The sequence below is a fragment of the Parabacteroides sp. B2-S-102 genome (assembly GCF_023656665.1).
Classification (GTDB): Bacteria; Bacteroidota; Bacteroidia; order Bacteroidales; family Tannerellaceae; genus Parabacteroides; species Parabacteroides distasonis.
Genome location: NZ_JAMOKM010000002.1, coordinates 258920 through 270964 on the forward strand (window position 1 = coordinate 258920; position 12045 = coordinate 270964).

Sequence of the window (12045 nt, forward strand, 5' to 3'; positions counted from 1 at the left end):
CATTCGATATGCTGCTTATAGTTGGTACACTCACTATCTGCGACCGTTGGGAGCAAAAATTCTCCGCCCTCATGGTGGAGCGAGGAGTTTTGGGGTTCCCAAAACATAACCTCGCTCCCTCCTCTAAGAACAAAAGACGAGATATTTGCCTTTCGGCTTTCCATGCCCAAGGTTGCAGACCTTAATTCTCTCAATTTGCGCCAAACATCAAAGCTGCCACATTGAAAGAACAAGGTCACAGACACAAGCTGCTTTGTACATGGAGTTTGCAAAGGAAAAGGTGATATTTTCAGTGTGAAACTTGCCAAGTGTTTCAGTTGTGTGTTGTTGATTTCCTTTGTGAACTATGCCGAGTGTGTTATGTGTGCTGTGTGTCCTCGGTATAGTCTGCATAAATCTAATGCCATGCTAAAACACTGCGGAGGTTCGCCCAAGTGGCTGGAGGCGCAAAGCCTCCAAGGAACGTTGCTGCAACCATTTCGGAGAATAGAGCGGTTGCCAATTAATCCACAAGCACATTTTACAGCGTACCAAGTGAGGGCATGTAAAACGTTGAATTGTTGAAGATAGGTGTTATCTTTATGAGAACCAACCACTTATACCCTCAACAAACTCTCAACAAATAGCTCTACACAACAAATTACTGGGCAAAAAAGAAAGAAAGGAATGGTGTTCAGGGTTTTCTCTTTTCAACATTATCTTTCTTTTGTTGAGAGATTTGTTGAGAATATGTTGAGCCGTAAATGCCTGATGTTCAATACTTCTTTCATCATATTCAACAATTCAACAAAAATAAGGGGTGTTTTGTCCGTCATTTTTATGAACAGAACTAATCCCCCTACAAGTAAGAATGTCATGCTTATGCTTCAGTACTTATTCACGACAGTACGACAGCGCCAAGCCAACAAACAAGCAAGAGGACATTCAACTAAAGGCGGTTGTTCTTCTATTGAGTTGTAGGATAATGACACTACTTTTCTCTTTTGCCCCGTACAATCTCTTGAAGATGGTGACACGAAACCGAGCTGCCCCGTATGAGTTTATACGGAAACAAAGGGCAACAACCATCGGGAAACCATACATCGTTTGCCAAATGCCCTTGGAGGTTTCCTGTTTCTGTTGGACTTCCGACATGGGCAACAAACCTTCCTCGTATATCGACCTTATCACAGCATGGAGTTTCGGGGCGGTGACATGGAGCATATCAACCAATTCACCCTCACTCATCCACAAGTCTTGCAAGTTGGACGGAATGGATAACATTCCATTTCCGTCCACGGTGATTACAGTCCTTTTCATGCCATTCCCCCCATTGTCGGCATATGCCCCTTGATTCGACTTTCAAAAGCTGATATGTCATGCTCCAATTTAGTACTTGTCACCTTTGCGTAAATTTGTGTTGTGGCGATGTCCGTATGTCCCAGTATCTTGCTTACACTCTCTATCGGCATACCGTAGTTTAAAGCCAAAACTGCGAACGAATGCCGGCTTACATGAAATGAAATTCGCTTCTTGATGCCACACATTTTTGCCACTTTCTTTATACGCTTGTTTACCATGTCAAGTGAGCCAATATTAAACAAGTGCATATCTTTTCTCAATGGCTTGTAACGTTCAATTATCTGTATGGCTGCATCTATCAGTTTAATTTTGAATGGTACGCCTGTCTTTTGACGCTGAGAAACTATCCATGGAGACCCACTTATAATGGCAACATTGTCCTCTGTAAGATTCTTGATGTCAACGAAAGAGATACCTGTCCAACAACCAAACATAAACAAGTCTCTCGCAAAAGCAAAGTTGGGATTTTCCAACTCTATTCCTGCAAATATGTCCAATTCTTCCTCTGTCAAGAACTCACGCTCCTTGTGGTCTGGGTCAACGTGGTACATGGCAAACGGATTTCTCTGTATCTTGCCGTTGTAGTGTGCTGCCGTGACGATATGCTTCAATGGTATGGAGTATATCCAAATGGTAGATTGCGTGAGTCCAATGACATTCTTCAAATACAGACAAAAATCACGGATGAACTCCTCGGTAAGCTCATTCATGGACATATCGCTGCGCTTGTACTGAAATTTGATGAACTCGGCAACGTACTTTCTTACCGTCAGATACTTGCGGTAGGTTCGGACAGCTCGGTCTTTTCCCACGCGTTGGGCAAAGGCTGCGTTCTCCTTGTCAAAAGCTCTGAGTAATGTCTCATACTCCGTACCTATGCCTTGATATGCGTTTCTCACCATTTCAGCGGTAACGAACGCCTCACGGTCGGAAAGCCGTTGGTAATGCTTAGCGATTTGAGCCTTGATGTTATCAAGCGCAAAGTTCACCTCATTGGCTTCCTTGCTTCTGCCTTTGGCTCTGTTGCCCTTGGCATCCCATATCGCTTTGGTCACGCTCAGCTTGCAACTGAACTGTGCGATAGTTCCGTTGATTGTCACACGTCCCATGATAGGGACAATTCCGTTTCTCTCCTTGCTTCCGTTTACATAGAAGACTGTCTTGAATGTACTTCTCATAATTCCTTGCTTTTTGTTCTGTGCAAAATTAAATCATGAGAGTTGCATGGCAAATTCACAACCTGTGCAGAATTGAGAAGTAAAAACCGAAGCCGTTAAAAATGCTTATTAGAGCGTTTCTTTGAGGTAATGACTTGAAAGCGTTTCTACTTCTCAAATCCGCCATTTTCGCATTTCCTCACGAATGCCACAAAAAGCCAACGACTGCCACAACCACTTGAAACTCAAAACAAAAGCTCAAATCTGCTATTTTTTGCTTTTTTAGTCATTCTTTTTCAAAAAAATTGAATAATGGCAAAAATACCGTTCCTAAAGAAAGGCTCAACAATATCCCTCTTTCTACTGTTTTACCACAAAATGAGACTTCTAATGGTAAAGATTCTTTTAAAACGGATTTATGAGGAGCCAAGTGAGGCGGATGGTTATCGCATTCTTCTCGACAGGCTATGGCCCAGAGGACTGAAGAAAGAGGATGCGAAGTTTGACGAATGGAGAAAAGACATCACTCCATCCAAGGAGTTACGCCAATGGTTCCACGAGGATAAAGACAGGCATTGGGAAGTATTCCAAGGTCGCTACGGGATGGAGATCAAGCAGAACCCGGATTTCATTCCTTTCTTACGAGAGATCGAGAAGCATCCGGTTGTCACTTTCCTCACGGCAGCGAAGGATGTACAACATAGTCATCTACCTATATTAAAAGAAGTCATCGAGGATTTCGAAAAAAACAAATCATAAAAATAAAAAGACCTATGAAAAGTATCGTATTGCTTCGCCACGGCGAAAGTATATGGAATAAAGAGAACCGGTTCACCGGTTGGACCGATGTGGATTTGACAGAAAAAGGCGTGGCCGAAGCTTATAGGGCCGGCAACCTATTGAAAGAAAAAGGATATGTGTTCAATAAAGCCTATACCTCTTATTTAAAACGGGCCGTCAAAACCTTGAATTGTGTATTGGATCGCATGGACCAAGACTGGATCCCGGTGGAGAAGAGCTGGACGCTGAACGAGAAACATTACGGATCGCTACAAGGGTTGAACAAGAGCGAGACCGCCCAAAAGTATGGAGACGAGCAGGTCTTGATCTGGCGTCGCAGTTACGATATAGCCCCGCTTCCCCTATCGGAAGACGACCCTCGTAACCCTCGCTTCGATATCCGCTACAAAGACGTGCCGGATAAAGAGTTGCCCCGTACGGAATCCTTGAAAGATACGGTTGAGCGGATTCTCCCTTATTGGAAAGAGGTTATCTTCCCGACGCTCCGGACCGCCGACCAGATCCTTGTCGCCGCTCACGGAAACAGCTTGCGGGGAATCATCAAATATTTAAAAAACATCTCCGATGAAGAGATCGTTCATCTGAATCTCCCAACAGCCGTTCCATACGTGTTCGAGTTCGATGATGACTTAAAACTCGTGAATGATTATTTCCTTGGCGACCCGGAGGAAATCAAGAAACTCATGGAAGCCGTAGCCAACCAAGGAAAGAAAAAGTAGCGGGATTCATGCCTCTTATCCGGAATTATTCATTAAGTTTGCAACCAAACAAACTTAAACACTATTGTGGACGAGAACGCAGAACGAATTTCACTAGAACTTATCGCAGGAGACGAACAAGCGTTCGACACCGTGTACAAACAATATTACCGGGGATTGTGCGCCTTCGCCTCCCAATATGTAACAGTACCAGAATCGGAGGAGATCGTACAAGACGTGATGATGTGGCTGTGGGAAAACCGAAAATCCCTAGTAGCGGACATGTCCCTGAAATCACTCCTCTTCACGATTGTCCGCAATAAATGCCTCAATACGATCAGCCACATACAGGTTAAGCAACAAGTGCACGAGAGACTGTACGCCAAGTTCCAAGAACAATTCGAGAATCCTGATTTTTATATAGGAGAACTGATGGCCTTGGCCTCCAAGGCCATCCGGGAGCTCCCGGATGAATACCGTAAGGCATTCGAGATGAACCGTTTCGAGGAAATGACCTACAACGAGATCGCCGAGCGGACAGGCGTATCCCCCAAAACAATCGCATACCGCATCTCTCAAGCGCTCAAGATATTACGGACGAAATTAAAGGACTATATCCCTTTATTGGTATGGCTGCTTTACGAACAAACACGCTCATAACGGAGGAAGCATCCTACCGCCATGAGCGTTTTTTTAATGAGTCAAAAGACTTATTTCACGAACGGTGCTTTCAATAAATAATCCACGCAGCCTTTCACGCCCTCAAACTGGGAACGTCCGTCAGGCATACCCTCCAACTCCACGAAATAATCCTTGATTCCATTCGCGTAAGCTTGCCGGAATATATTCTCGAAATTCATCATCCCGGACTCGCCTAGAATAGCACGGTCCTTGATGTGCAATACCTTAATACGGTTCGGATATTTCTTCAACCACTCTATCGGATCTTGTTGTCCCATCACGGCCCAATAAACATCCATCTCGAAAAATACAAGCGAAGGATCAGTATTCTTCAAGAACAACTCATAGATGCAATCTCCTTTCACACGCCTTCCCAGCTTGGCCTCCGTACTACCCGGATTTACCTTGGCGAACTCCATCTCATGGTTGTGATAGCCGAAAGGAATACCGGCCGCTTTCACGATCTTACCCGCCTCGTTAAAAATCTCGCAGACGAAAGCGGTTTCCTCGGTGCTACGGGTACTCGGTTGCCCGGGCTGGATCAGGTACTTCACGCCTAGTTTGGCATGGTCATCAGCCGTCTTCTTCCAATACTCGGAGATCTGGGAGCGATTGGCCTTCGTGTACTCACGTACCGGAGGATTCACGTGGGAACTGGTGATCTTCAATCCGGCATCATCCACCATCTTCTTGAATTCCATCATGTCTACACCGCCGATCTTGCCTTCCTTGTAACCGGCCAATTCCAGATTCGTGTACCCCATTTGCTTGATCTTTTTCAATCCACCGGGTACATCCGCATAAAGTTCCTTGCCTAAAGAATAGATTTGTAAACCAACTGTCTTAGCGGCCATCGTTTCAGAAGTGACAGGTTTAGCCGCATCTGCGCTCCCGACCTTTCCGGCCATCAAGCCACCCAAGGTAAAAAGGGACGCGTTCTTTAAAAAATCTCGTCTATTTGTCATAATTATTAGAATTAAGTCAGTCCAAAGATAGAGATTATAATCTAAAAAAGACCGCATAGGATGGAAAAATCCACCTATACGGTCTACAAACGGTATACATTATATAATAAGGACTCGATTAACGACGAGGCTTGATATCCAACTTCACCGGCTTGATCATATTCTCCGGGCTTAAGATCGTATCCAATTCCTCCTTGGTCAAGATACCATGATCCAGTACCAATTGATAAACGCTAACGCCGGTCTCCAACGCCTCCTTCGCGATCTTGGTCGAGTTCTTATAGCCGATTACCGGATTCAAGGCCGTCACCACGCCGATGCTATGATGTACCTCCTCACGGCAACGATCCTCGTTAGCGACAATACCGTCCACGCAACGGGTACGCAAGGTATCGAAACCATTGATCAGCAAATCCACGGACTCGAAGCAGCATTGTGCCATCACCGGCTCCATGGCGTTCAGCTCCATCTGGGCGGCTTCCCCAGCCATGGTCACGCATAGCTCATTACCCATTACCTTATAAGCGATCTGGTTCATCACCTCCGGGATCACCGGATTCACCTTACCCGGCATGATAGACGAACCCGGCTGCATAGCAGGCAAGTTAAACTCACCCAAACCGCAACGAGGGCCGCTTGCCAACAGGCGAAGGTCATTACATATCTTATTCATCTTCACGCAAACCCGCTTCATGGCGGAAGCATAGCCTACCAAGCAAGAAGTATCCGAGGTAGCTCCTACCAAATCGGAGGAGAGACGGATATCCCATCCGGTTATCTCACGTAAAGCCGCGATACATTTCTCCGCGTATCCCGGCTCGGCACAAATACCCGTACCGATAGCGGTAGCTCCCATGTTAACCACCAAGAAATCGGCGGCGGCCTCATTCAAGTGAGCGATCTCATCCTGTAAAATGCTGGCGAAGCCATTAAAGGTCTGTCCCAACGTCATAGGTACGGCATCCTCCAACTGCGTACGTCCCATCTTGATAATTTGCGAGAACTCCTCCCCTTTCTTACGGAAAGAGGCGATCAATTCCTCCAAATGGGGAAGCAATTGAAGATGCTTAAAATACATACCGACATGGATAGCGGTCGGATATGCGTCGTTCGTGGATTGCGAGCAGTTCACATGGTCGTTCGGTGAGCAGTATTGGTATTCACCTCTCTCATGCCCCATCAATTCCAAGGCACGGTTGGCGATTACCTCATTCGCGTTCATATTTGTAGTCGTACCCGCTCCGCCTTGGATCATATCCACCGGGAACTGGTCGTGATGCTTGCCATCGATGATCTCCCCGCAAGCGGCGATGATAGCGTCTTTTTGCTCCACGGTAAGCAAGCCTAATTCAAAGTTAGCCATGGCAGCCGCCATTTTTGTTATAGCTAATCCTTTAATGAATAAAGGATATTCGCTCAAACGGAATTTACTGATCGAGAAATTCTCGATTCCTCTCAAGGTTTGAACTCCGTATAATGCTTCGGCGGGGATTTCACGAGCGCCGATCAAATCGCTCTCTATGCGAGTTTTTCCAGTTAATTTAGTATCCATATTAGAAATATTAATCGTTTTCTTATTGTTTCCGCAAAGGTAGAAACTATTATTTTGAAAGCAAATTATTCTTTGAAATAATAAAAACAAATACCAAAAACACCAATACACGTCTACGTAAGGCTCAATGAATTACAATTTGTCAACAGAGCAGTTTTAATAGACCTTCTGATCTTTTTTATCTCATTCATAAAAAAGCACGATTTTATTTGCTGTTTGTCAAAGATTCCATATATTTGCTGCCGTAATAACAAAACAGAGTCATGAGAACATTCGTAGTAAATACATATTGGTGGTGGCGCTCCGTACAACTCAAAAGGTCGTAAGGGACGAAGACTCGTATGTATATATAAGCACTACATAAAGATATAAAGAGGTCTGTCGCACTTGCGGCAGGCCTCTTTTTTTTACTTGGAAATAATAAATCATAAATCATAAATCAAAAGATGAAAACGTATCAAGTTGACAAGAAAGGTTACTATGGTGAGTTCGGCGGGGCCTATGTTCCCGAGATCCTTCATCAATGCGTGGAAGATTTACAGAACACCTATCTGCAAGTGTTGGAGAGCGATAGCTTCAAGGAAGAGTTCGATCAGTTATTGCGTGATTATGTAGGCCGCCCCTCCCCTCTTTACTTGGCCAAACGGTTGAGCGAGAAGTACGGATGCAAGATCTATTTGAAACGGGAAGACTTGAACCATACCGGAGCACATAAGATCAACAATACGATCGGCCAGATCCTCCTAGCCCGCCGCATGGGGAAGACCCGTATCATCGCCGAGACGGGTGCAGGACAGCATGGAGTGGCTACGGCTACGGTATGTGCCTTGATGAATATGGAATGTATCGTTTATATGGGGAAGACAGACGTGGAACGCCAACATGCCAACGTACAGAAGATGGAGATGCTGGGAGCTACCGTCGTGCCCGTGACCTCGGGCAACATGACCTTGAAAGACGCCACAAACGAGGCGATTCGTGACTGGTGCTGTCATCCTTCGGATACGTATTATATTATCGGTTCTACGGTAGGGCCCCATCCTTATCCGGATATGGTAGCCCGGCTGCAATCCGTTATCAGCGAGGAGATCAAGAAGCAACTGCTGGAGAAGGAAGGAAGGGATCACCCGGATTACCTGATCGCCTGCGTAGGCGGGGGAAGTAACGCAGCCGGTACGATCTATCATTTCGTGGACGACGAGCGGGTGAAGATCGTCTTGGCCGAGGCCGGCGGCAAGGGCATCCACTCCGGCATGAGCGCCGCTACGATCCAATTGGGCAAGGAGGGCATTATCCACGGGGCACGTACCTTGGTCATGCAGAACGAGGACGGGCAGATCGAGGAGCCTTATTCTGTTTCCGCCGGCTTGGATTACCCGGGCATCGGCCCGATCCACGCGAACCTCTCCGTAGAGCACCGTGCGCAAATCCTAGCTGTCGATGATGACGAGGCGTTGGATGCCGCTTTCGAGTTGACCCGTCTGGAAGGAATCATTCCGGCCTTGGAAAGCGCCCATGCCTTGGGAGCCTTGGCCAAGGTAAACTTCAAGCCGGAAGAGGTGGTGGTACTGACTGTCTCGGGCCGTGGCGATAAAGATATGGACACTTACATTAATTATAAATTGAAAATTGAAAATTGAAAATTATATGATGGATTATACCTTTAGGACAATAAGCAAGAAGGTGATGGGCGACCTTCACACTCCCGTAAGCATCTATCTGAAAGTGCGGGATATCTACCCGGAATCGGCCCTGTTGGAAAGCTCGGACTTCCACGGAAACGAGAATAGCCTTTCCTTTATAGCGCTCCGCCCCTTGGCGAGCATCGGTATCAACAACGGGGAATGCACGGCTACCTTCCCGGACGAGACCCGTGAGGTTACCCCGCTCACCGAAGACTATAACGTACCCGAGGCGATGAACGCTTTCCTCGGCCGCTTCAAGGTGGAGGGAGCGGACAAGAAGGTCTGCGGATTATTCGGCTACACGGCTTTCGATGCCGTCCGTTATTTTGAGAACATCCCGGTCATGGAAGTTCATCACGAGGAGAACGACGCCCCCGATATGCTATACATATTATATAAGTATATCCTTGTCTTCAATCATTTCAAGAACGAGCTGACCCTAGTGGAGATGCTCCAAGAGGACGAGGCTAGCCAGCTGGAAGAAATCGAGACATTGATAGAGAACCGTAACTTCGCCTCCTACAACTTCCAGACAGCGGGTCCCGAGACCTCCCCGATCACCGGCGAGGAATACAAGGCGATGGTCCGCCAAGGCATCAAGCACTGCCTCAGGGGAGATGTCTTCCAGATCGTATTGAGCCGTCGCTTCGAGCAACCGTTCAAGGGAGACGACTTCAAGGTGTACCGGGCTCTTCGCAGCATCAATCCCTCTCCTTATTTGTTCTACTTCGATTTCGGAGGTTTCCGTATCTTCGGCTCTTCCCCCGAGACGCATTGCAAGGTAACGGGCAGACACGCCAGCATCGACCCGATCGCCGGGACCGCTTTCCGTACCGGTAATATCGAGGTAGACAAACAACGTACCGAGGCCCTGCTAGCCGACCCCAAGGAGAACGCCGAGCACGTGATGCTGGTAGACCTCGCCCGCAACGACCTAAGCCGGAACGCCCACGACGTGCAAGTGGATTTCTATAAGGAGGTACAATACTACAGCCACGTCATCCACCTCGTATCCCGTGTGAGCGGCGAGATCAACGCCGATAGCGACCCGGTAAAGACCTACGTCGATACCTTCCCCGCCGGCACGTTGAGCGGTGCCCCCAAAGTACGGGCCATGCAACTGATCACCGACATCGAGCATCATAACCGGGGCGCTTACGGCGGCTGTATCGGCTTTATCGGTCTGGACGGTGATTTGAACCAAGCGATCACGATCCGTACCTTCGTCAGCCGTGGCAACGTACTTTACTATCAGGCGGGAGCCGGGATCGTGGCCAAAAGCAACGATGAGCGTGAATTACAAGAGGTAAACAATAAGCTGGGAGCCTTGAAGAAGGCGATAGACCTAGCGGAGAAATTAATCAATTGATTATCCGGTTGTAGAGACGGGGCACGCCCCGTCTCTACAACAACAACAATACATATAAAATGAAGATATTATTATTTGATAATTACGATTCCTTCACCTACAATTTGCTACATATATTGAAGGAACTGGGTGCGGACGTAGAGGTACACCGCAACGACAAGATCTCCTTGGAAGAGATAGAGCGTTTCGATAAGATCTTACTATCCCCGGGACCGGGCATCCCCGAGGAAGCCGGCATCCTCCTCCCCTTGATCCGCCGGTACGCCCCGACAAAGAGCATCCTAGGTGTCTGCCTAGGCGAGCAGGCCATCGGCGAGGCATTCGGCGCCACATTGATAAACCTTACCGACGTGCATCACGGCGTTTGCTCCGATATACGGATTGTCGCTAAAGATCCTATCTTCGAGGGACTGGAACCGGGTATACGTGTTGGGCGTTATCATTCTTGGGCGGTCTCCAAGGAAAACTTCCCGGATTGTCTGGAAATCACGGCGGTTGATACGGAAGAAGGACAGATCATGGGCTTGCGCCATCGTGAGTATGATGTACGAGGTATCCAATTCCATCCGGAATCCGTGTTGACACCCAAAGGGAAGACAATTTTAGAGAACTGGCTGAAACGCTAATTACCTCCTAAGGCACTTATAGTTTCTTCCTAACGAAACATCAGTTTCCCTATAGTGAAACTAATGTTTCTCAAGCAAGAAACATTAGTTTTCCCCTAGAGAAACAAAAGTTTTTCGATAAAGAAATATCGCAAAACTGCAATAATTTATCATTCAACACATTACAGACATGAAACAGATTTTATACAGATTATTCGAGCACCAATATCTAGGCCGGGAAGAAGCCCGGAATATCCTCCAGAACATAGCGGAGGGACGCTACAACGATTCCCAGATCGCCAGCCTGATCACCGTATTCCTGATGCGCAGTATCTCCGTAGAGGAATTGACCGGATTCCGGGAAGCTTTGCTGGAGATGCGTGTACCGGTAGATCTAAGCGAATACAAGCCGATCGATATCGTAGGTACCGGAGGCGACGGGAAAAACACGTTCAACATCAGTACCTGTTCCTGCTTCGTAGTGGCCGGTGCCGGTTACCATGTCGTAAAGCACGGTAACTACGGGGCTACCTCGGTGAGCGGTGCCAGCAACGTGATGGAGCAACACGGCGTAAAATTCACGAACGATATCGATAAGCTACGTACCTCCATGGATACCTGCCATATCGCCTACCTCCACGCCCCCTTGTTCAACCCGGCGCTGAAAGCGGTAGCTCCGGTACGGAAGAGCCTCGGCGTGCGCAGCTTCTTCAATATGCTCGGCCCGCTGGTCAACCCGGTCATGCCTACTTACCAATTGTTAGGCGTATATAACCTCCCGCTACTCCGCCTATATAATTATACGTATCAAGAGAGCGGTACCCGTTTCGCCGTGGTACATAGCTTGGACGGTTACGACGAGATCTCCCTCACGGCCGATTTCAAGGTAGCCATGCCGGAGAAAGAGAAGCTTTATACCCCGGAGATGCTCGGATTCAAACGTTGCACGGAAGCGGACCTCGACGGCGGCGAGACCCCGGAGGAAGCGGCCCGTATCTTCGACGCCGTATTAGGGAACAGGGCTACCGAGGCCCAAAAGAGCTGCGTGATCGCCAACTCCGCCTTCGCCATCCAAGTGATCTGTCCTGAGAAAAAGATCGAGACGTGTATCGCCGAGGCACGTGAATCACTGGAAAGCGGAAAAGCATTGGCTACATTCCGTAAATTTATATCTTTGAACCATTGATAAAG

Annotated in this window: 11 protein-coding genes; 7 read left to right on the forward strand and 4 right to left on the reverse strand. The window is 47.5% G+C overall.

The features are described 5' to 3' along the window. Window positions 1–924: 924 nt before the first annotated feature. On the reverse strand, window positions 925–1299 hold the full coding sequence (locus NBH07_RS03930; protein WP_250833463.1) for a hypothetical protein: 375 nt from the start codon (window positions 1297–1299) through the stop codon (window positions 925–927). Further along, window positions 1296–2519, reverse strand: coding sequence for a site-specific integrase (locus NBH07_RS03935; protein ID WP_022459668.1), 1224 nt, complete (start codon window positions 2517–2519; stop codon window positions 1296–1298). Before NBH07_RS03935 ends, NBH07_RS03930 begins: the two co-directional genes overlap by 4 nt. Window positions 2520–2888: 369 nt before the next feature. Between NBH07_RS03935 and NBH07_RS03940 the strand changes: the two genes are divergently transcribed. From NBH07_RS03940 to NBH07_RS03950, 3 genes are all read left to right on the forward strand, one after another. Continuing rightward, the gene (locus NBH07_RS03940) at window positions 2889–3257 is read left to right on the forward strand and encodes a DUF488 domain-containing protein (RefSeq protein WP_005857809.1); all 369 of its coding nucleotides are present in this window, start codon (window positions 2889–2891) and stop codon (window positions 3255–3257) included. A 14-nt stretch (window positions 3258–3271) separates the two neighbouring features. Beyond that, entirely contained in the window at window positions 3272–4018 is a 747-nt protein-coding gene (gene gpmA / locus NBH07_RS03945; protein WP_009017224.1) for a 2,3-diphosphoglycerate-dependent phosphoglycerate mutase, read from the forward strand. A 66-nt stretch (window positions 4019–4084) separates the two neighbouring features. Then, window positions 4085–4657, forward strand: coding sequence for an RNA polymerase sigma-70 factor (locus tag NBH07_RS03950; RefSeq protein ID WP_005857830.1), 573 nt, complete (start codon window positions 4085–4087; stop codon window positions 4655–4657). Between the two features lie 50 nt (window positions 4658–4707). Here NBH07_RS03950 and NBH07_RS03955 read toward each other — a convergent pair whose 3' ends face one another. Then, a complete protein-coding gene (locus NBH07_RS03955) occupies window positions 4708–5643 on the reverse strand; it encodes a sugar phosphate isomerase/epimerase family protein (protein ID WP_009017222.1) in 936 nt (311 codons plus the stop codon). Window positions 5644–5761: 118 nt separating this feature from the next. Further along, entirely contained in the window at window positions 5762–7195 is a 1434-nt protein-coding gene (locus NBH07_RS03960; RefSeq protein ID WP_009017221.1) for an aspartate ammonia-lyase, read from the reverse strand. Between the two features lie 446 nt (window positions 7196–7641). Here NBH07_RS03960 and trpB point away from each other — a divergent pair, with 446 nt between their 5' ends. The 4 genes from trpB (at window position 7642) to trpD (ending at window position 12040) form a co-directional block, all read left to right on the forward strand. Next, window positions 7642–8835, forward strand: a complete 1194-nt coding sequence (trpB, locus tag NBH07_RS03965; RefSeq protein WP_009017220.1) for a tryptophan synthase subunit beta — start codon at window positions 7642–7644, stop codon at window positions 8833–8835. A 10-nt stretch (window positions 8836–8845) separates the two neighbouring features. After that, complete coding sequence (locus NBH07_RS03970; RefSeq protein ID WP_039848642.1) at window positions 8846–10249, forward strand: anthranilate synthase component I family protein; 1404 nt, start codon at window positions 8846–8848, stop codon at window positions 10247–10249. 59 nt (window positions 10250–10308) lie between these two features. After that, window positions 10309–10875 carry an anthranilate synthase component II gene (locus NBH07_RS03975; RefSeq protein ID WP_009017218.1) on the forward strand — a complete coding sequence of 189 codons (567 nt, stop codon included), beginning with the start codon at window positions 10309–10311 and terminating at the stop codon, window positions 10873–10875. Window positions 10876–11044: 169 nt separating this feature from the next. After that, complete coding sequence (trpD, locus tag NBH07_RS03980; protein ID WP_008779673.1) at window positions 11045–12040, forward strand: anthranilate phosphoribosyltransferase; 996 nt, start codon at window positions 11045–11047, stop codon at window positions 12038–12040. Window positions 12041–12045 lie beyond the last annotated feature (5 nt).